This is a genomic window from Pseudoduganella sp. jia 9 (genome assembly GCF_055502615.1).
Map to the genome: position 1 here is coordinate 64,352 of NZ_JBUPWE010000006.1, position 20,056 is coordinate 84,407.

Below are 20,056 nucleotides of genomic sequence, written 5' to 3' on the forward strand. Positions count from 1 at the left end.
CATGTCCTATATTCTCGAAGCGTTGAAGAAGGCACAGGCCGAGCGGCAACTGGGGGAAACACCGGGCATCCATGCGCCGGTGCCCGAGACGCCGGCCCGTACGGGGGCGCCGCTGCGCAAGCCGTTCGTCGCGGTCGTGGCGGCGATGGCGGCCGTCATCGCCGGGCTGGCGGTCGTGGTGTGGCGGCAGGCGGCAACGCCGGTGCAGGCCGTGCCGGTGGCGCAAGCGCAGGTGCGTGCGCCTGCTCCCGCGGTTGCCCCTGCAGTCGCCCCTGCGGTTGCCCCTGAGGCCGGCATCCCGGCACCGGCCATGCCTGCCGCGACGCAGCCGGCGCCCGCGGTGGTCAATCGAAGCGCTCCGGAGCCTGCCGCGCAGGCTGCAAAGGAGCCGCCTTCGGTGCCGGCCATGCAGTCGGTACAAAAAACGCCACCGGCGCCGGCCCCTGTCATGCACGACAAGGCGCCGCCGATGGCCGCCGCCGTACCGAAGTCCGACGAAGCGCCCCGCGAGGAGGCGGTGCAGGCCCTGCGCGACCTGCCCGAGCCGATCCGCCGCGCGATTCCGCCGGTGGCGATGAGCGGCTACATGTATTCGCCGAATCCGGCCGACCGGCTGGTGCTGATCGACAAGGTGTTGCGCCGCGAAGGCGACGAAGTGGCACCCGGCCTGGTACTGGAACGGCTGGAACCGAAGGGGGCCGTGTTCGCGTACCGGGGCTATCGCTACCGCATCCCGTACTGAGGCGATCGAAACCGGGCTGGATGAAGCGAGCACCGTTGCACTGGGGGGCGCACGATTGGTTCCGTCATCGTGCCGTCATCTTGGATTGCCATACTTGCCTTATCGACAACTCCACGGGATGACCCATGAAGCTTTCCATTCTGCATGCATTGCCCCTGCTGGCTGCCGCCGCCCCGGTGCGTGCGGCTTACCTCCCTGACAGTGCCGCCGCCGAACCAGGCGTGCTTGTCGTCGTGCTGGCCTGCGTCGGGCTGCTTTGCCTGATGAGCAAGGGCGGCGGCGACGGCCCGTTCCGGCCCGACCAGTAATAGCCGGCACGCCGGCCGCGCGGATTGGTCGTCCATGCCGGCCGCGCGGATTGCTCCTCCATGCCGGCCGCATGGGGCGCTTCTATATAATGCATCCATTCTTACAGGAGCAGGAATGGAGCATCCACCAGCCGCCGCGGCACCGGTGATCGGCATCGTCGGCCGGTCGGGCAGCGGCAAGACCACCTTGCTGGAATACCTCGTCGGCCGGTTGGCCGAGAGTGGCCGCAAGGTCAACATCATCAAGCACAGCCATCACGACCTCGAGCTGGAACCGCCCGGCAAGGACAGCGCCCGGCTGCGGCGCGCGGGCGCGGCCGAAGTCATGGTAGCGTCGCCCTACCGTTTCGCGATCGTGCGCGAATTGCGCGGCGCACCCGAACCGGGCCTGGACGAACAGCTTGCCCGGCTGGCGCCGGCCGACCTGACGCTGGTGGAAGGCTTCAAGTCCTTCCCGATCGACAAGCTGGAAATCCACCGGGGCATTGGCGACAAGGGGCCGCTGTATCCGGACGACACGCACATCGTCGCCGTGGCATCCACGCTGCCACGGCCAGCCGACCTGGCGCAGCACATCGACTGGCTCGACCTGGACGATCGCGAAGCCGTCCTGGCATGGCTGTTGAAAAGAATGGTGCAGTGACGCAATAAGCCTCGGCCACGGCCTCAAGTTCGTCGCAACTCTTCCGTAAACAAGGGATATGCGGAAAAGTTCAGCCTCACCGCGAGGCGGCACAGTGGAGGAAACATGGACGCGATGAGCATTGCCCGGTTGTCGACGACAATCGCCGAGACCGGTATCAAGCAGGACGTCAGCATGGCGGTATTGAAAAAGGCCATGGATGTGCAGGCTTCGTCCGCGGCTGCGCTGATCGGTGCGCTGCCGGCGGCGCCGAGCGCGCCCAATCTTCCGCCCCACCTGGGCAACCGGATCAATACCACGGCTTGAGCGCGCCCCCGAGCGCGCTGACCCGCTGCTCGTCGTGGGCAGCGGGTTTTTTTATTGCCAAAAAACGGGGTCAGACCCCAGTTTTTGGAAACTTTTCGTTAGAATCGGCGGATTCGACTGATTGGAGACACGATGAACAAGGCAGCAATGATTGCCGCGGCACTGGCGGCCACGTGCGCGGCGGGCGCCGCGCAGGCACAGATGGGCGGTGGGGCGGACAAGGAGAAGTGCTACGGCGTGGCGAAAGCCGGCCAGAACGATTGCGCGTCGTCCGACGGTGCGCACGGCTGCGCCTCGATGGCGCGTACCGACAACGCGCCCACCGAATGGAAGTGGGTGGCCAAGGGCAGCTGCGAAAAACTGGGCGGCAAGACCACGCCGCCAGACCCGGCCAAGTAAGCCGATGGCCGCGCCGGCCGCTCTCGCCGGCCTTGGGCTGCGCACGCCGCACTACCGGGATTTCCTCGAAGGCCAGCCGCGCGCCGGCTGGCTCGAGGTGCATACCGAAAATTACCTGGGCGAAGGCGGGCGTGACATACAGGTACTGCAGCGCCTGCGGCGCGACTACCCCGTCAGCCTGCATGGCGTGGGCCTCGGCCTGGGCTCGGCCCACGGCTGCGATCCTGGCCACCTGGAACGCATCCGCGCGCTGGCCGGGCGCATCGAACCATTCCTTGTTTCCGAACACCTGAGCTGGGGCGCGGTGCCCGGCCGGCACCTGCACGACCTGCTGCCGCTGGCGCTGGACGATGCCACGCTCGATTTGGTGGCGGCCCGCGTGGCGCGCATGCAGGATGTGCTGAAGCGGCAGATCCTCATCGAGAACGTCTCGGCCTACGTGCGGTTCTCCGCCGATACGATGAGCGAGGCGCAGTTCCTGGCCGCGCTGGCGCGCCGCACCGGTTGCGGGCTGCTGCTCGACATCAATAATTTCTACGTCAACCAGTGCAACCACGGCGAGGACGCGCTGGCCGCGCTGGCCGCCATCGCACCGGGGCTGGTCGGCGAGTTTCACCTGGGCGGCCACCTGGTGACACCGGATGTCGTCATCGATCACCATGGCGCGGCGATCGCCGAACCCGTGTGGCGCCTGTACGAGGCGGCGCTGGCCCGTTTCGGTGCCGTACCCACGCTGGTGGAATGGGATGCCGACGTGCCGCCGCTGGAGGTGCTGCTGGCCGAAGCGGACAAGGCTTCGGCGCTGCTGGCGAAGGCCGCGGCACCCTCCGCGGCCGTGCAGTTCCAGCCGCCGCCGGCCCGGGAAGCAGGGACAGCGGCCGATGGCGCACCGCTCCATATCATGCAGCAGCGCTTTGCCGCCGCACTGTTATCAAACGAAGGGGAGGGCGCACTGGCAGGCGCATTGCGGCCGGCGCCGCTCGCGTCCCGGCTGGCGGTCTATCGCGGCAACCTGGCCGGCAGCTGGACCCGCGCGCTGGCGGGAGCGTTTCCCGTCATCGCGCAACTGGTCGGCGACGCGTTCCTGGCCGCCCTGGCGCGCGAGTACGGCACCGGTCACGGAGCGGCGAGCGCCGACCTGAACGAGTTCGGTGCCGGCTTTGGCGCCTTCCTCGACGGTTTCCCGCACGTGGCCGAGCTGCCTTACCTGCCCGACATGGCGCGCCTGGAATGGCTGCTGCACCGGGCATACTACGCGGCCGATGCCGAAGCGCTGGCGCCGGCCGCGCTGGCGCAGTTGTCGCCGGCGGCATTCGAGCAGTCACGGTTCGTGCCGCATCCGGCCGCCGCGGTCTTCGCATCGCGCTGGGCCGTGGTGCCGCTATGGCAAGCTCATCAGCCGAACAGCGCCGTGCCGTTCCCGGATGACATCGCACAGCCTTCGTGGGCACTGGTGCACCGGCCCGGCTGGAAGCCGGACGTGCTGGCGCTGGACGAGGGCGCGTATCGCGTGCTGGCCGCGCTGGAACAGGGCGCGCCGGTTGGCGTGGCGCTCGATGCGGCCCTGGCGGCGGATGCGGATTTCACGCTGGCGCCCCGGTTGGGGCAATGGATGGCGCATGCCGCTTTCGCGGCACTGCGCACGGAGACTGCGGGCTATCAGTGAAACGCGCGGAACAGCCGGGCTTCGCCGGTGTTGTCGTTGTGGCGGATGCTGGCTTCGTGCGTGGCGGCGATCATGCGTTCGAGCTGGGCATCTTCGATACGCTGCAACTCGTCGTTCGCGGTGGCCAGCGCCTGGACCAGTTTTTCGCGCGCCGCCCGGTAAGCGCCGTCACGCGCGCTGTCTGTGCAGTTCAGCAAATCTTCGGCGTTGTCGATCACTTGCCGCAGATCGCCGACGAGGCGATGCTGGATCGATGGCGGCGAGGCATCCGGCTGTGAATCAGGCTGTGATTCCGGCTGGACGCCCGATGGTGGATCGCGCTGCGGGTCGAACTGCGGGTTAGACTGCAGGCTCGGCCGCAAATTGGACTGCGGCGGTTCAGGGTGACGGGTGGGATCGGGATGGTCCATGCGCGCTCCGGATAGGTGGATTTCCTGCCCTAAATCCTGTCCACTATAGCCGCCGGGGTGGCACAGGGTTTGCGACAGATTAAGCCCCGCCGGAACCCGCCTGACTCCGAACGGCGATGCGCACGTCGCCGACAGTGACCACCTGGCCGGTACGGATCTTGGCGGTCTTGCGCAATTCCTGCTTGCCATCCACCCGCACGTCGCCGCTGGCCACGATCTGCTTGCCGGCGCCGCCGCTGTCGCACAAGCCGACAACCTTCAGCAGCTGGTTCAGTTCGATGAATTCCGACGTTAATTCAAAATCTACTTTTTGCATTTTATCCTCATCTTATTAGACCGGCAATTAATTATCGACTTATTAAGTTCGCCGATAAAACAATGTCCGGTCCCTGCAGCCGGGTCAGCCCCTGGCACCCGGCCGTGTCATCGCCAGCGGCACGATCCACGCTTCGAACTGTTCAGCCGTCACGAAGCCAAGCGCCAGTGCCGCTTCCTTCAGCGTGGTGCCTTCGTGCTGCGCTTTCTTGGCGATCTGGGCGGCGCGATCATACCCGATGTGGGGCGCCAGCGCCGTCACCAGCATCAGCGAGCGTTCCATTAGCTCGCCGATCCGGGCACGGTCCGGCTCGATGCCGCGGGCACAGTGTTCGTCGAAACTGCGCATGCCGTCCGCCAGCAGCCGCGCGCTTTGCAGGAAGTTGTGGGCGATCAGCGGCTTGTAGACGTTCAGCTCGAAGTTGCCGGAGGCGCCGCCGATGCCGATCGCCACATCGTTGCCGAGCACTTGCGCGCACAGCATCGTCACGGCTTCGCACTGCGTGGGATTGACCTTGCCCGGCATGATCGAGCTGCCCGGTTCGTTTTCCGGGATCGTGATTTCGCCGAGGCCCGAACGGGGACCGGAAGCCATCCAGCGCACGTCGTTGGCGATCTTGAACAGGCTCGTCGCCAGCGTCTTCAATGCACCGTGCGCCGCCACCAGCGCTTCGTGGCCGGCCAGCGCCGCGAACTTGTTATCGGCGCTCTGGAACGGCAGTTGCAAGCGCTGGGCCAGCTCGGCGGCAATGCGCGTCGCGTACTCCGGATGCGCGTTCAATCCGGTGCCGACGGCGGTACCGCCGGCGGCCAGTTGCAGCACGGCCGGCAGCGCGTGCTCCAGTGCGCGTTCGGCGTAATCGAGCTGCGCCACGTAGCCGGAGAATTCCTGGCCCAGCGTCAGCGGCGTGGCATCCTGGAGGTGGGTGCGGCCGATCTTGACGATGTCGGCGAACGCCTGGGCCTTGCCGGCCAGCGTGGCGCGCAACTGGTGCAGCGCCGGCACCACATCGCGCGCCAGGGCCACTGCGGCCGCCACGTGCATCGCGGTGGGAAAGATGTCGTTCGACGACTGGCCCTTGTTGACGTCGTCGTTCGGATGCAGCTTGCGCTCTTCGCCGCGCACGCCGCCCAGCAGTTCGGAGCCGCGATTGGCCAGTACCTCGTTCATGTTCATGTTCGACTGGGTGCCGGAGCCGGTTTGCCAGACGGACAAGGGGAATTCACCGGCATGCTTGCCTTCCAGCACCTCATCGGCGGCGCGCACGATCGCATCGGCCTTGGCGGCATCGAGCACGCCGAGGTCGACATTGACGCGGGCCGCGGCCCGTTTCACGTTGGCCAGCGCCGCGATCAGCTCGGGCGCCATTTTTTCGGTGGAGATATGGAAATGATGCAGCGAGCGCTGCGTTTGCGCCCCCCACAGCTGGTTTGCCGGCACCTCGATCGGGCCAAAACTGTCGCGTTCGGTTCTGCTGTCCATGGCGTCCTCGGGAAAAGTGATGCATCGAGTGTAACCCAGGGACGAAATTCGGTTTGAGCACTCAAAAAGTGGAAATTTCCGCCGTTAAACACTTACGTTACGGAAATTTTTGCTATCGAGATCCAATATGTCGCTCCTGCTCCGTTCTTCCCGGCTGGCCGTGCTCGCGCTGGCCGCCACCGCCGGTGCCCATGCCGCCGAGCTTGGCGATGCGTCGGTGCGTTCGCACAGTGGCCAGCCGCTGTCGGCCGACATCGAACTGACCGACCTGACAGCGCAGGAGCTTGTCGATCTGCAGGTGCGCCTGGCCCGGCCCGACGTGTTCCAGGGCGCTAACGTGAAGATGAACCCGGCGCTGGCGGGCGCGCAGATTACCGTCGCGCGGCGCGACAGCCGCCGCGTGCTGCAGGTAAGCACCAGCGCGCCGGTACAGGCGGAAATCCTGCATTTGTACTTCCAGTTCGTGTCCGGCGGAAAAGAGCGCGTGCGCAGCGTGACACTGTGGTTGTCGCCCGCGCCCCCATCCGCGCCGGCGGCCGTTGCCGCCGCGCCGATGTCACCCGCAGTACCCGCAGCACCCGCCACCGCGGCGGTTACCGCCGTGACCGCTGCCGAGCGCCCGGCCAGGTCCGCTGCGCGGCTGGTCGCCACCGTTTCGCCCGGCAAGGAAGCCACCGCGGGCGAGCGCCAGCTGCTCGGCGCCGTCGAGCGCGCGTTCGCCTCGCGCGGCGGGAAGATCGAAACGGCCGCACCTGTAAAGTCCGGGCCGGTGCCCGCCGAGCGGGATGTCCGCAAGGAAGCCTTGAAATACGCTTCCACCGCCGACGACTTCAAGCGCCAGGCAAAGCCGGCGAGGGCCGCGGTGGCGGAACGGGAGGTGGAGCCGGAGGTGGAGCCGAAAGCGGACCGCAACGCGGAAGCGCAGAAAAAAGCGCCGCAGCGCTCGTTCCTGCCGTCGAAGGCCGAACTGGCCGAAGCTGCGCGGGCGACCAGGGCCAGCGTGGAGGCCGGTTCGCGGCCAGCAGCGCCGCCGCAGATTGCAAAGGCCGTGGAAGCGCCACCCGCCGGCAACGCCGTCAAGCCTGCCGGCGGGGACGACCCGGCAATGCTGAGCAAACTCGCCGAACTGGAAGGCAAGCTGAAGTCACTGCAGGCCCAGCTGGCAATGACGAACCAGGCCGGCGCCGCACGCGTGACCGTGCCGGTGGCGGGCAATGCGGAGGCCGCGCCCGCGGCGCAGTCCGCGCAGTCCGCCGCGCAGCCTGCCGCCGCAACGGCCAGAACAGCGGATGCCGTGACGATGGCGGCAGCGGCCGCTCACCCGCCACCCGCCGCTGCACCTGTCCCGACACCGGCGCCCGCGCCGGCCTCGCCGCCGCCGGTTGCCGTCGGCACCGCGCCGCCTGTGGAACCGGGTAACGACATGGCGGCTGCCCCGGTCGAAAAACCGCAAGCCGCGCCGGAAGAAAAGAAGGAAGCCGCGCCGCCGCCGCCGGAACCCAAGAAGGAAATCAAGATCTCGCGGCCGAAACTGCTGACGTTCCTGTTCGCGGGCAGCCTGGTGCTGCTGATGATCTTTGGCGTGATCGTGCACTTCGTGCGCAAGGCCAAGTTGAAACGCAGCCCGATCGTGCGGCAGAGCTGGAGCCGCGAAGAGGACGACATCCCGGCGCGCGTCGAGCCGGGAACCACCCCTCCAGCCCAGCAGGAAAGCAAGGCGGCGTGATGTGGCAGCGCGATGCGGCAGCATGATGCGGGCCGGTGCGCTGCTCGACAATTGCCTGTAAAACAGGGTCCGTCCCGGATTCTGGCATTGCCTGAAGCGCAGGGCGACGGGGCGCCGGACTGCCATGCTTCAGGCAACAAAAAAGCGCCCCGCGGGGCGCTTTTCATTCGGGAAGGTGTTCGCCTCAGCCGTTCAGGCGGCCCATCCACGGTTCGGTCACGTCGCGGATCGCGCGGTCGTTGGCCATGATCTGTTTCAGCAGGTCGATCTTGCGCTGGCGAGCGCTGCCTTCCAGTGCCGGCATGCCGCCCAGTGCGCCCACCGATTGCACGGCGCATTGATTCTCGAGACGATCCAGCGTAGTCCAGTCGCTGACCTGGGCCGCCACGACCATTTTGCCGGTCAGGCCGGCAATGTTTTCATACATCGAGAGAACTTCGGTCGAGGTCATGGCGCGCCCACTTATGAATTCGTAATCGTGATCGGAGTACTGCTTGTCAGGATTTACGTCAGGGGCGGACGGAACTTTAGGCTTTTTTGAAAAAAAATCTGAAAATAGTTTTTGGCATTATCGATGAGGCAAGATCGCTACTTCATCATCTCGTCCAGGCCCGCGGTCAGTTCCTCGAGCGGCGGCATCTCATCCATGATGTCGGCGTCCAGGCCGAGAACATCGGCCACTTCCTGCGGGAAGCGTTCAGCCAGGCCAGCGTCTTCCAGTGCGCGGACGCGCCAGGCTGCCAAGTGGACGATGGCCGCCAGCCGGTCGACGTCGCCGCGCTCGAGCGGGGCGGGGAAGGCCGCGATGGCATCGGAGAACACGGCGGGAAATTGCCAGCGCCGGGCCAGCTCGGCACCCACGTCGGCGTACGTGAAACCCAGCGCTTCGCGTTCGACGGCCAGGCGGCGCTCGTCGAGCGGCGGCGCAATGGCATCCAGCGCCAGGGCCTTGTCCGGCATGGCCGAGTGGATCACCAGCTGCCCGATCGCGTGCATCATGCCGATCGTGAACGCCAGCTCGCCATTGTCGCGCGTTTTTTTCGCGATCCATTTGGCGGTCACGGCCGTTCCCATGCTGTGGCGCCAGAAGGCACCCAGGTCGAGCCCGGTAACGGACTTGAAGCCGTTGACGAGTCCGGAGCTGATGACGAGCGTGCGCACCGCCACGAAACCCAGCATCAGCACCGCATCCTCGACGGTACCAATGCTGCGCGACAGGTTGTAATAGGCCGAGTTTGCCAAACGCAGCAGCTTGGCGCTCAGCACCGGATCGAGCGAGACCTTGCGCGCGATGTCCTCGGTCGACGCGGAAGCCTTGTCGAAGCTGGCAACCAGTTCCTGGACGACCCTGGGCGCCGTCGGCAGCGCGGCGGGTTGGTCGAACAATTCCTCGAGTGTCATCGTATGGCCTCCAAATATGTTGCTGTAAGTGAACTATAGCGGATTTTCACTTCGCCGAGCGCTTTCTGCAAGCTACGGTTCCCAGACTTCAGCAGGCTAGCCGCGATTTCCGCAGTCTGTCGCACAATGCTCGCCCCGGAAAGCCTGCATCGCTACAGTGCAGGCTGGCGTACCACGCCAAAAAATTCGTTCACAACAGACAAGACAAGGGACTTTATGCAAGCCTTCCAAGTACTGCGCCGCCCGCCGCGGACGAGCACCCTCGCCGTGGCGCTGTGCGCCGCACTGGCCTTGACGAGCGCCCATGCGCAGCAGGCAGCACTGGCGAATGCCCAGCACGGCGAACAGAAAACCGCCGCGGTGCTGCCCGGCGACGATTTCTATACATTCGCCAACGGCCAGTGGCTGGCCGCCACCGAGATACCCGCCGATCGCAGCGGCTGGAGCGCCGCCCAGGCACTGGTGGAGGAAACCAACCAGCGTATCCTGCAACTGATCGAGGCTGCGGGGCGCCAGGCGGGGGCGGGCGATGCGAAAAAGGTCGCCGCGTATTACGGGGCGCTGATGGACGAAGCCGGCATCGAGGCACGCGGCGCGGCACCGCTGCAGCCGGTTTTGGCGCGGATCGCCGCGATCCGCGACAAGAGCGGGCTCACGCAGGCACTGGGCGCCAGCCTGCGTGCCGACGTCGATCCGCTGAATGCCACCGACTTCGCCACCGAGAACCTGTTCGGCGTGTGGATCGCCCAGGGCTTTACCGACCCGGACAATTACGTGCCCTATCTGCTGCAGGGCGGCCTCGGCATGCCGGATCGCGCGTTCTACCTGGAAGAGAACGAGCGGATGAGCCGTCTGCGCACCGCCTACCAGGCGCACATCGCAGCCATGCTGAAACTGGCAGGCTTCACGGAACCGGAAGCACGCGCCGCCCGCGTGTTCGAACTGGAGCGCAAACTGGCCCAGGTGCACGGCCTGCGTGAAGAGTCTTCGGATGTCCAGAAGGCGAACAATGCATGGACCGACAAGGACTTCGCTGCCAGGTCGCCCGGTCTCGACTGGACGGCATTCTTCCAGGCCGCCGGCCTCGGCAAGCAAAAGAAATTCATCGTGTACCACCCGCAGGCGATCGCGGGCGCCGCCGCGCTGGTGGCGGAAATGCCGCTGCAGACCTGGCAGGACTGGCTGGCGTTCCACACGGTCAACCAGCATGCCGGCGTGTTGCCGAAGGCCTTCGTCGACCAGCGCTTCGAGTTCTACGGCCGCACGCTGAGCGGTACGCCGCAACTGTCGCCGCGCTGGAAACGCAGCCTGGCGGCGCTCAACGAGGCAATGCCGGAAGCGGTGGGCAAGATGTACGTCGACACGTATTTCCCGCCAGCGGCAAAGGCCAGGGTGCAGCAGATGGTGACGAACATCGTCGACGCCTTCCACCAGCGCATCGACCGGCTCGACTGGATGGCGCCGGCCACGAAGCGCGAAGCACATGCCAAGCTGAACGTGCTGTACGTGGGCGTGGGCTATCCGGAAAAATGGACGACATACGGCGGCCTCGAGGTCAAGCCGGACGACGCCTTCGGCAATGCGTATCGTGCCGCCCAGTTCCACTACAAGCTCGAGCTCGCCAAGCTGGGCACGAAAGTCGATCCAAAGGAATGGTCGATGCCGCCCCAGCTCGTCAATGCCGTCAACATGCCGATGCAGAACGCGCTGAACTTCCCGGCCGCGATCCTGCAGCCGCCGTTCTTCGATCCGAACGGCAGCGATGCCGTCAACTACGGCGCCATCGGTTCCGTGATCGGCCACGAGATCAGCCACAGTTTCGACAATATCGGCGCGGAATTCGATTCAAAGGGCCGCTTGCGCGACTGGTGGACCAAGGCCGACCGCGAGCACTTCGCCAAGGTGTCGCAGGCGCTGGTGGCACAGTACTCGGCCTATGAGGCCTTCCCCGACCTGAAGCTCAACGGGCAGTTGACGCTGGCCGAGAACCTGGCCGATCTGGCCGGGCTGGCCGCCGCGCTGGATGCTTACCATGCTTCGCTGGGCGGCAAGGCCGGTCCGGAAGCGGATCGCCAGTTCTTCCTGGGCTACGCGCAGGCGTGGCGCACGAAGCCGCGCGAGGCATCGCTGCGCAACCAGGTCACCACCGACGAGCATGCCCCGGCACAGTGGCGCACCTACACCGTGCGCAACCTGGACGACTGGTACAAGGCATTCGACGTGCAGCCCGGCCAGAAGCTGTACCTGGCGCCGGACGCCCGCGTGCGGGTGTGGTAAGCGCGTCCTGTCGAGTGTGACGCTTAGGCGAAACTTAACCTTGACGGCTGGTAGCTGATTCTTTTTGCAATGTTAGGGAACGTACGGAGGGAAATAATGACTAATCGTATGATTTCCCTAACCACACGCACTACAGCGTGTGTTCAAAGGCAGCGGACCATCGTGGTGCGCAAGCCGCAACGCATAGAGGAGCTCGATCATGAACAGCGATCAAATCAAAGGCAAGGCAAAGGAAGTCGGCGGCAAGATTCAGGAAGAAGCCGGTGAACTGGTCGGCAGCTCGAAACAGCAGGCCAAGGGCCTGAAAAACCAGGCCGAAGGCAAGATCCAGAAGAAAGTGGGCGACGCCCGTGAAGCCGTCGAGGACGCGCTGGACGACGACGTCACCATCAACCGCGGCAACCGCCAGGGCCTGTAAGCACAGGTATCGGCCCAGTGCCGATGAAGAAGCAGCCGCCCTCGGGCGGCTGTTTTGCGTTTTGGACTTACTGAACCGTCTCCGGCTTCAGGTGCTTGCGGAAGAACGCATCGATGCCTACCTGCACATGCTTGCGCTGCTTGCGGTCCGATACGCCGTGCTTGGCGCCCGGGTAGGTCATCAGGTCGAACTGCACGCCGCGGTTGACGAGGGCGTCGATCATCTTCGTGGTGTTGGTGAACAGCACATTGTCGTCGGCCATGCCGTGGATCAGCAGGAGGTTCGATTTCAGCCCGTCGACGTGCGCGAACACGGTGCTGTCGGCATAGCCTTCCTTGTTTTCCGACGGCTTGTCCATGAAGCGTTCGGTGTAGTGCGTGTCGTACAGCGCCCAGTCGGTGACGGGCGCGCCGGACACGCCGGCGGCGATCCTGTCCGAGCCCTGGGACAGCAGGCGCAGTGCCATGAAGCCGCCGTAGCTCCAGCCGTACACGCCGATCCGCTTCGGGTCGACGAAGCTCTGCTTGCCGAGGAAGTCGATGCCGGCCAGCTGGTCTTCCACTTCCACCTTGCCCAGGTTGCGGTAGATCGCGTCCGTGAAGGCGCGCTCGCGGCGACCCGAGCCGCGGTTATCGAGGCGGAACACCACGTAGCCCTGCTGGGCCATGTACATGTCGAACGGATCGCCCCACTTGCGCGACACGTATTGCGGGCCCGGGCCGCCGTAGGTGGACAGGTACACCGGATACTTCTTCGCCGCATCGAAGCGGTAGGGCTTGATCATCGACCAGTACAGCGTCTGGCCGTCGCTGGCCTGCAGCGTGCCGTATTCCACCGGCAGGTGATCGGACTTGTACTGGTAGTACGGGTGCGACGCGTTGACCTCGTTCTTCTCCAGCCACGTCAGGATCGCGCCATCCGGTTTGCGGATCGATACCTGCGGCGGGTTGGCCGGATCGGACCAGGTGTCGACGAACAGCTGGCCATTGCGCGCGAACGTCGTGTCGTGCCAGCCGTCCGCCTGGGTCACGCGCTTTGGCTTGGCGGCATCGCGGCCGTCCAGCGAAACGGCGTAGGTCTGCTTGTCGATGATCGCGTCCTTGTTGGACGAGAAGTACACCTTGCCGGCCTGTTCATCGACGGCCAGCAGGTTGTCGATGCCCCAGTCGCCCTTGGTCAGCGCGTGCCTGACGTTGCCGTCCATGTCGAACAGATACAGGTGGTTGCGGCCGGTGCGGTGCGACGACCAGACGAAACCTTTGCCGCCGGACAGGAAGCGCAGGTCGTCGTTGATGTCGGTCCATGTCTTCGCCGTTTCGGTGACGAGCACCTTCTGCGCCAGCGTGGCGGTATCGACGGTGATCAGCTCCAGCTTCTTCTGGTCGCGCGCCTGGCGCTGGAACAGCAGTTTCTTGCTGTCCGCGGAAAAATCGGCGCGCACCAGGTAGATATCCTTCTCCGCGCCCAGGTCTACTTCCTTCGTGGCACCCGTGGCCGGATCGACGATGCGCAGTTCCACGATCGCGTTCTTGTCGCCGGCGGCCGGGTAGCGCTGCTCGATCACGTCGGTGCGGTCGGCATAGATCTCGAACCGGCGCGCCACCGGCACCTGCGCTTCGTCGTAGCGGCGGTAGGCGATGGCGGAATCGTCCGGCGCCCAGTAGTAGCCGGTGTACTGGTGCATTTCCTCCTGCGCCACGAACTCCGCTTCGCCGTTGTGCAGCGTGCCCTTGCCATCCGTCGTCAGCGCTTTTTCCTGGCCGGTGGCCAGGTCGATGACGTACAGGTTCTGGTCGCGTACGAACGACACGTACTTGCCCTTCGGCGAAATCTTCGCATCGGTCACGTTGCCCGACGCAACCAGGCGTGCCGCATCGGGCTTGGCCACCTCGATCAGGTACAGGTTGCCGGCGATCGGCACCAGCAGCCGCTTGCCGTCCGGCGACCAGCTATAGCTGATGATGCCCTTCAGCGCGGCGGTGCGCTCGCGCTCGCGGCGCGCCTTCTCGGCGTCCGACAGCTTCTCCTCGGCGACCAGCACCTTCGAGTCGACCAGCCGGCGCGTCGACTTGTCCTTCAGGTTGAACTCCCACAGGTCCATCTGGAACTGGTTGTCCGGACGGCCGCGCAGGAACGTCACCCGGGCGCCATCCGGCGATACTTTCAGCGCGCGCACGCCGTTGCCGGCAAGGGCGGGATCGCTGTGCAGGCGGTCGAGGGTAAGGCGGTCGGCGGATGCCGTGCCGGCGGCCAGCAGGGCCAGGATACTGAGAGCGGTGCGCATGAAGGTCCCGAAATGAACGATTTGTTATTGGAGAGAAATCGCAAAACGATACCAGACTCAGCGGCCTCTGGCGAGGCGCGAAAGTTCGGAATCAGCGCGCAAGCGCCGTTTTTCCTTCGGCCGCTGTCCGCCGCTGCCGGCCACCTCCGGCCGTCAGCCTGGCGCCAGCACGCGCTGGCGCGACAGCCGCTGCAGGTAGGCCGTCAGCAGCACCGCGGCGATCGTCAGGCCCAGCACCAGGCCGATCCAGAAGCCGGTGGCGGACATCGGTTCGCCCGGCGCGAAAGGCAGCCACCGCGGCGCCAGCCCCAGCACGCAGCCGACCGGCAGCGCCACGCCCCAGAACGCGATCAGCTGGATCACCATCGGCCCGCGCGTGACCTTGTAGCCGCGGATCGCGCACGATGCCGCCACCTGCGCCGCGTCGGAGAGCTGGAACAGCGCGGCGAACAGCAGCAGGTGCGCGCACATTTCCTGCACCGCCACGTCGGATGTGTAGGCGGCCGCGATCTGGTGGCGGAACAGCGCGATGAACAGCGCCGACAGCACCGCGAAGCCGGTCGACATCCACAGCCCGACGAACGAGGCGAAGCGGGCGCGCTGCGGATTGCCTTCACCCAGTGCCTGGCCGACGCGGGCGATCATGCCGATGCCGAACGACAGCGGCACCATGAAGGTGAGCGACGAAAAATTCAGCGCGATCTGGTGCGCCGACACCGTGACGACGCCGAAGCGCGCCACCAGCAGGCTGACGGCGCCGAACACGCTGACTTCGGCGAAATACGTGACGCCGATCGGCACGCCGAGCTTGAGCATGTTCCACACCTCGGGCCAGTGCGGCCATTCCCATCGGTCGAACGGGTACGAGGCGCGGTAGGCGGGGGCGATCCTGATCCACAGCACGATCGCCAGCAGGTCGAGCCAGACGACGGCGCCGGTGGCCACCGCGCAGCCCAGCGCGCCCATCTTCGGGAAGCCCAGGTTGCCGAATACCAGCAGCCAGTTGACGACGATGTTGACCGCCAGGCCGATCAGCGCGATCACCATCACTGGCTTGGTCTGGTTGATGCTGGCGCTGTAGCCGTACAGCGCGCGGTAGGCGGCGAACGGCAGCAGGCCGATGCTGATGATGTGCACGAACATCGACGCGCGCGCGTTCACTTCCGGTTCGAGCTGCAGGTGGTCGAACAGCAGCGTGGCAAGGTTGGCCGCCAGCGCGGCCACGATGCCGACACCGACCGCCTTCCACAATGCCTGCCGCACCGAGTGCGGAATCCTGTCGAACGCGCCGGCGCCCACCTGGTGCGCCACCACGGTGTTCACCGCCATCATCGTGCCGTTGACGGTGACGAGGATGATCGACCATACCGATGCGCCGAGCGACACGGCGGCCAGTTCGGCGGCGCTGGTGTGGCCCGTCATCGCCACGTCCGCCACCCCCATGCCCACCGTGGCCAGCTGGCCGATCAGGACCGGCCAGGCCAGTTGCCACAGCGCGGCGGCTTCTTTGCGGATATTGGGCAGCGTGAACGAATAGGGCATCGGTACGGTAAGAATAGGGAGGAACTTGCCATTCTACCCACAGATGGGAGAGCCATGCACTGCCCTGGTGCGTGAAGGTGGCGGCAGTGGTTTTGTTGTAACCTGATGCCGGCAGCAGACCACACCTTCAACGCGCGACAGGAGAGCCTATCGTGGAGTACAAGGATTACTACGCCGTGCTCGGCGTGCCGAAGACGGCCGATGCCGCCGGCATCAAGGCGGCCTACCGCAAGCTGGTGCGCAAGTACCATCCGGACGTCAGCAAGGAAGCGGACGCGGATGCCAGGACGAAGGAACTGAACGAAGCCTACGGAGTGCTGGGCGACCCGGAAAAGCGGGCCGCCTACGACGAACTGGGCAAGCCGCAATACCGCCAGGCCGACGGCGGGCAGTTCCGGCCGCCGCCGGACTGGGGGGCCGGCTTCGAGCCGTCCGGCGGGGTGGACAGCGATTTCTTCCAGGACCTGTTTGCCCATGTCGGCCGTGGCCGCGGCTTCCAGACTCGGGGCGACGACAGCCATGCCGTCATCGAGATCGCGCTGCAGGACGCCTACCAGGGCGCCAGCCGCACCATCGGCCTGCGCATGCCGCAGGCGGACGACAACGGCCGCGTTATCACGCGCGATCGCACGCTGGACGTGACGATCCCGAAAGGCGTGACCGAGGGCCAGCAGTTGCGCCTGGCGGGGCAGGGGCAGCCGGGCAGCGGCGGGGCGCCTGCGGGCGACCTGTATCTCGAGATCCGCTTTGCCGACGACCGCCGCTATCGCGTCGAAGGGCGCGATGTATACGAATCCGTGCCGGTGGCGCCGTGGGAGGCGGCGCTGGGCGCGGGGATCGAGGTGGCAACGCCGTCCGGCCGCGTGTCGGTGACGGTGCCGCCGGGTTCCCAGGGCGGGCGCAAACTGCGGCTGAAGGGCAGGGGCATTCCCGGCACGTCCGCCGCGCCGGCCGGCGACCTGTACCTGCTGCTGGAGATCGCGCTGCCGCCGGCCGATACGCCGCAGGCGAAGGCGCTGTACGAACAGATGGCGCGCGAATCCGGTTTCGATCCGCGCCGCGGCATGTGAAGGAGACAGCGATGGCAAGCGAACAACCGATCCGCGCCGTGCCGCTCGACGAGGCGGCGCTGACGCTCGACGAACTGGCGCGCGCCTGCGCCGTGGAGCCTGGCTGGGTGGTGCAGCGCGTGCGCACCGGCATCCTGCTGGGCGGCAGCGACTCCGCGCCGGAAGCCTGGCGCTTCACCAGCATCGACCTGGTGCGCGCGCGCAGCCTGCTGCGCATCGAGCGCGATTTCGACGCGAACGAGGAGGTGGCGGCGCTGGTGGTGGACCTGACGGAAGAGGTGAGGCGGCTGCGGCGCCAGTTGCGCGCCGCGGGCTTGGAGTAGAACGGTGACAGGCCGCCGCGGCGGCCTGTCCGATATCACGAAAGCGCTTCAGGAAAACCGGTGCCGGCACCCAAACCCGGGTGTCAGGCACCACTGCCTCATCGGCGCAGTCTCTACGTCCCGATCAACGCTGGTCCTCGGTGCCGCCCCGCGAGCCGCTGCCGCCGGACTGCTTGTTGCCCAGGTCGTCGATATCGTGACCCGGTTCGCCCGGCGAGCCCTGCATGCCGAGCTGGCGGTCGGCCTGCTCGTTATCGCTGCGGTTGTTCGGACGTGCCTGGTTGCTCCACGTATCCGCCTGGGCGTTGCCGGCCTTGTCCGACTGCTGGCTGTGGCCACGGCTGCCCATGCCCACACGTTCGCCGCCCATCGCATCGGCGGGCAACGTATCGAGGCTGTCGCGGTCGGCCGACTGGCTGCCGCCGCTGCCCAGCGTGGTCTGGCCGATCAGGTTGTCGCCGGACTGCTGGTTACCCTGGCTGGACCCCTGCATCTCGACGTTGTTGCCGCCCAGGCCGCCCCGGCCCGTCTGGCCGCTTTGCGCGCCCACATTGTGCAGATCGCCGCCCCGTTCTCCGCCCATGCCGCCCGAGTGCTGGCCACCATGGCCGCCACCCATGCCGGCGCGCGGCTTGTCGGCGGACTGTTCCATCTGCTGCGACTGGCCATTGCCCGGGCCGCCTTGCCGCTGCTGTTCCTTCATCTGCGACAGGCCGTTCCGGCCGGGGCCGCCCAGGTTGTTGTCGGATTGCTGGTTGCCCGGCCCGCCTTGCAGTTTGTCGGCCATGACGCCCGAACCGCCCGGGCTGCTCGACTGCTGGCCGCCCAGCTGCTCACTGCCGCCGGTGCCACGCTGGGCCGTGCCGGCGCCGGGGGCCGAACCGTCATCGCCATGGCTCTGCCGCGCTCCGGCACCTGCCGTGCGGTCGCTGCCGGCACCATGCCGGTCGGATTGCTGGTTGCCCTGCAAGCCGCTCTCGCCGACTTCGCCCATGCTCGAGCCGCTCTGCCGCGAACCGGACTGGCTACCGCCATCCTGCCGGGGAGCGCGTTGCAGCGCACCGTCGTCGCGGCCCGCGCTGTGCTGCGATGCCTGGCTGCCGCCGTGGGCAACCTGCTGCTGGCTGCGGCCATCGCCCACTTCTCCCGAGGTGGCGCCGGTCTGCTGGGCACCATACTGGTCGCGGTTCGATTCCTGCGGGCTGAGCTGCGTATCCTGCCGGTTGCCGACGCCGCCCTGGCCGTCGGGCGAACCGCCCAGGTAGTCGGACTGGCCCTGTGAGCTCTGCTGGTTCTGGCCGCCCTGGTTGACGCCCTGGCCGCTCTGGCCGCCCTGCGTGCCCGACGGGGTACCGCGGATGCCATCCTGTGCGCCTTCGCCGCCGATCGATTGTTCCGACATGTCCATTCCTCCCGAGCTGCCGGCGGCGCTGCTTTGCTTGCTCGCCTCCGGATTGATGTTTGGTGCCCTGTTGACTTGCGTGGTGTCGTTCGCGGGTTCGCCCGCGGCATGGTTGCCGCTCTGGGTGAAATAGCCCGCATCCTCTGTGTTGGTGAGCTGGTCCTTTTCTCTGCTCATGTCGATCTCCTGTGTTTGAAGTCATGAGCGGGGCGGGCCAATGGCGCGGCCCCGGCAGGAGAACATCGTAGGACGGCAGGCGGCGAGAGGGTGTCAGCGCACATGCCGCACCGGTGTAGGAGTGTTGAAGTCATGCCGGCATCGCCCCCGCCCTGGCGGCATGCGGCGATGCTCCGCGATTCAGTACGCGCCGTGCGGCAGCGTGTAGTCGATGGCCCGGATCTGTTCCTTCAGCCAGCGGCCCGCGGGGCCCAGCTGGTTATCCGTGCGGTGGATCGTGTACAGCGGGTATTGCAGCGCGTCGCCGTCCTGGATGCGCAGGCGTACCAGCCGGCCGCTGGCCAGATCGTCGGCGATCATCGCCTCGGGCATGCTACCCCAGCCGAGGCCGCCGCGCAGCAGCGCGTGCTTCGAGTGCAGGTCGGCCAGGCGCCAGTCGCGCAGGCCCAGCACGCCGAAGTCCTGGCCCGACGTCAGCGGGCTTCGGTCCGTCACCACGAGCTGCAGGTGCTCACGCAGCGCGGCGGTCGGCACCACGCCGTCGACCTTCGCCAGCGGGTGAGCGGGGGAGCAGACCGGCATCATCGTCACGTGGCCGGCCAGTTGCCGGTCGATATGGTCCGGCAGGTGCACCGGCATGCCGCTGATGCCCAGCTGGCAGCGGCCGTCGAGCACCATCTGCGCAACGCCGCCCAGCGCCTCGGTATGCAGGCGCAGCGCCACCGTCGGGTACTCGCGCTGGAACGATTCCAGCAATATGACGAGCACGCACATGGGAAACATCACGTCGACCACCAGGCACAGTTCCGCCTCCAGCCCCGAGCCGAGCGCCTTGGCGCGGGCCCGCATGCCGTCGACCTTGGCCGACACGGCCCGCGCATCGGCCAGCAGTGCCTTGCCGGCTTCGGTCAGCGTGACCTTGCGCTTGCCGCGGTCGATCAACGCGATGTTCAGCTGCTCTTCCAGGTTGGCGATCGTGTAGCTGATCACGGATTGGGTACGGTGCAGCGCCCGCGCGGCGTGGGCGAAGCCGCCGTGGTCGATAACGGCGATGAACACACGCAACTGGTCGAGGGAAGGAAGACCGGGATCTCTCATATCTATAAAATCGATCGTGTCGATTGAATTAAAGTGTATTTCGTCGATATTAAACCCGTTCTATGA

General features: G+C 66.5%; 20 protein-coding genes. 11 read left to right on the plus strand and 9 right to left on the minus strand.

The genetic code is table 11. The features are described 5' to 3' along the window. The first annotated feature begins 1 nt into the window (after window position 1). From ACY34H_RS08380 to bufB, 6 genes are all read left to right on the plus strand, one after another. Complete coding sequence (locus ACY34H_RS08380; RefSeq protein ID WP_464977037.1) at window positions 2-742, plus strand: general secretion pathway protein GspB; 741 nt, start codon at window positions 2-4, stop codon at window positions 740-742. A 125-nt stretch (window positions 743-867) separates the two neighbouring features. Continuing rightward, a complete protein-coding gene (locus ACY34H_RS08385; protein ID WP_464977038.1) occupies window positions 868-1,050 on the plus strand; it encodes a hypothetical protein in 183 nt (60 codons plus the stop codon). Window positions 1,051-1,165: 115 nt separating this feature from the next. Further along, window positions 1,166-1,693 carry a molybdopterin-guanine dinucleotide biosynthesis protein B gene (gene mobB, locus ACY34H_RS08390; RefSeq protein ID WP_464977039.1) on the plus strand — a complete coding sequence of 176 codons (528 nt, stop codon included), beginning with the start codon at window positions 1,166-1,168 and terminating at the stop codon, window positions 1,691-1,693. Between the two features lie 105 nt (window positions 1,694-1,798). Then, window positions 1,799-1,999, plus strand: coding sequence for a YjfB family protein (locus ACY34H_RS08395; protein ID WP_464977040.1), 201 nt, complete (start codon window positions 1,799-1,801; stop codon window positions 1,997-1,999). 132 nt (window positions 2,000-2,131) lie between these two features. Continuing rightward, entirely contained in the window at window positions 2,132-2,398 is a 267-nt protein-coding gene (locus ACY34H_RS08400; protein WP_464977041.1) for a BufA1 family periplasmic bufferin-type metallophore, read from the plus strand. A gap of 4 nt (window positions 2,399-2,402) precedes the next feature. Beyond that, window positions 2,403-4,064: an MNIO family bufferin maturase gene (bufB, locus tag ACY34H_RS08405; protein WP_464977042.1), complete on the plus strand. Its 1,662-nt coding sequence runs from the start codon at window positions 2,403-2,405 to the stop codon at window positions 4,062-4,064. On the opposite strand, the gene ACY34H_RS08410 is transcribed toward bufB, so the two are convergent. The 3 genes from ACY34H_RS08410 to fumC form a co-directional block, all read right to left on the minus strand. Then, window positions 4,058-4,474 carry a hypothetical protein gene (locus ACY34H_RS08410; protein WP_464977043.1) on the minus strand — a complete coding sequence of 139 codons (417 nt, stop codon included), beginning with the start codon at window positions 4,472-4,474 and terminating at the stop codon, window positions 4,058-4,060. The genes bufB and ACY34H_RS08410 overlap by 7 nt on opposite strands. Before the next feature lie 79 nt (window positions 4,475-4,553). Beyond that, a complete protein-coding gene (locus ACY34H_RS08415) occupies window positions 4,554-4,790 on the minus strand; it encodes an RNA-binding S4 domain-containing protein (RefSeq protein ID WP_464977044.1) in 237 nt (78 codons plus the stop codon). 84 nt (window positions 4,791-4,874) lie between these two features. Continuing rightward, window positions 4,875-6,272, minus strand: coding sequence for a class II fumarate hydratase (fumC, locus tag ACY34H_RS08420; protein ID WP_464977045.1), 1,398 nt, complete (start codon window positions 6,270-6,272; stop codon window positions 4,875-4,877). A gap of 127 nt (window positions 6,273-6,399) precedes the next feature. On the opposite strand from fumC, the gene ACY34H_RS08425 reads away from it, so the two are divergent. Continuing rightward, window positions 6,400-7,998 carry a type IV pilus assembly protein FimV gene (locus ACY34H_RS08425; protein WP_464977046.1) on the plus strand — a complete coding sequence of 533 codons (1,599 nt, stop codon included), beginning with the start codon at window positions 6,400-6,402 and terminating at the stop codon, window positions 7,996-7,998. A gap of 184 nt (window positions 7,999-8,182) precedes the next feature. Here ACY34H_RS08425 and ACY34H_RS08430 read toward each other — a convergent pair whose 3' ends face one another. After that, window positions 8,183-8,449, minus strand: coding sequence for a flagellar protein FliT (locus ACY34H_RS08430; RefSeq protein ID WP_464977047.1), 267 nt, complete (start codon window positions 8,447-8,449; stop codon window positions 8,183-8,185). Between the two features lie 137 nt (window positions 8,450-8,586). Continuing rightward, window positions 8,587-9,399 (minus strand): HDOD domain-containing protein, encoded by an 813-nt coding sequence (locus ACY34H_RS08435; protein ID WP_464977048.1) that lies wholly within the window; start codon window positions 9,397-9,399, stop codon window positions 8,587-8,589. Window positions 9,400-9,615: 216 nt separating this feature from the next. On the opposite strand from ACY34H_RS08435, the gene ACY34H_RS08440 reads away from it, so the two are divergent. Both ACY34H_RS08440 and ACY34H_RS08445 read left to right on the plus strand, forming a co-directional pair. Beyond that, window positions 9,616-11,676 (plus strand): M13 family metallopeptidase, encoded by a 2,061-nt coding sequence (locus tag ACY34H_RS08440; protein WP_464977049.1) that lies wholly within the window; start codon window positions 9,616-9,618, stop codon window positions 11,674-11,676. A gap of 199 nt (window positions 11,677-11,875) precedes the next feature. Further along, window positions 11,876-12,094, plus strand: coding sequence for a CsbD family protein (locus ACY34H_RS08445; protein WP_281610437.1), 219 nt, complete (start codon window positions 11,876-11,878; stop codon window positions 12,092-12,094). 67 nt (window positions 12,095-12,161) lie between these two features. Here the strand turns inward: ACY34H_RS08445 and ACY34H_RS08450 are convergent, their stop codons facing one another. Both ACY34H_RS08450 and ACY34H_RS08455 read right to left on the minus strand, forming a co-directional pair. Then, on the minus strand, window positions 12,162-14,378 hold the full coding sequence (locus ACY34H_RS08450; protein ID WP_464977050.1) for a S9 family peptidase: 2,217 nt from the start codon (window positions 14,376-14,378) through the stop codon (window positions 12,162-12,164). Between the two features lie 153 nt (window positions 14,379-14,531). Next, window positions 14,532-15,920 carry an MATE family efflux transporter gene (locus ACY34H_RS08455; protein ID WP_464977051.1) on the minus strand — a complete coding sequence of 463 codons (1,389 nt, stop codon included), beginning with the start codon at window positions 15,918-15,920 and terminating at the stop codon, window positions 14,532-14,534. A 152-nt stretch (window positions 15,921-16,072) separates the two neighbouring features. Between ACY34H_RS08455 and ACY34H_RS08460 the strand changes: the two genes are divergently transcribed. Next, window positions 16,073-16,990, plus strand: coding sequence for a DnaJ C-terminal domain-containing protein (locus tag ACY34H_RS08460; protein ID WP_464977052.1), 918 nt, complete (start codon window positions 16,073-16,075; stop codon window positions 16,988-16,990). An 11-nt stretch (window positions 16,991-17,001) separates the two neighbouring features. After that, complete coding sequence (locus ACY34H_RS08465) at window positions 17,002-17,313, plus strand: chaperone modulator CbpM (protein ID WP_464977053.1); 312 nt, start codon at window positions 17,002-17,004, stop codon at window positions 17,311-17,313. A 124-nt stretch (window positions 17,314-17,437) separates the two neighbouring features. Here the strand turns inward: ACY34H_RS08465 and ACY34H_RS08470 are convergent, their stop codons facing one another. Continuing rightward, window positions 17,438-18,892: a hypothetical protein gene (locus tag ACY34H_RS08470; RefSeq protein WP_464977054.1), complete on the minus strand. Its 1,455-nt coding sequence runs from the start codon at window positions 18,890-18,892 to the stop codon at window positions 17,438-17,440. Window positions 18,893-19,072: 180 nt separating this feature from the next. Continuing rightward, complete coding sequence (locus tag ACY34H_RS08475; RefSeq protein ID WP_464977055.1) at window positions 19,073-19,990, minus strand: LysR family transcriptional regulator; 918 nt, start codon at window positions 19,988-19,990, stop codon at window positions 19,073-19,075. Window positions 19,991-20,056: the final 66 nt, after the last annotated feature.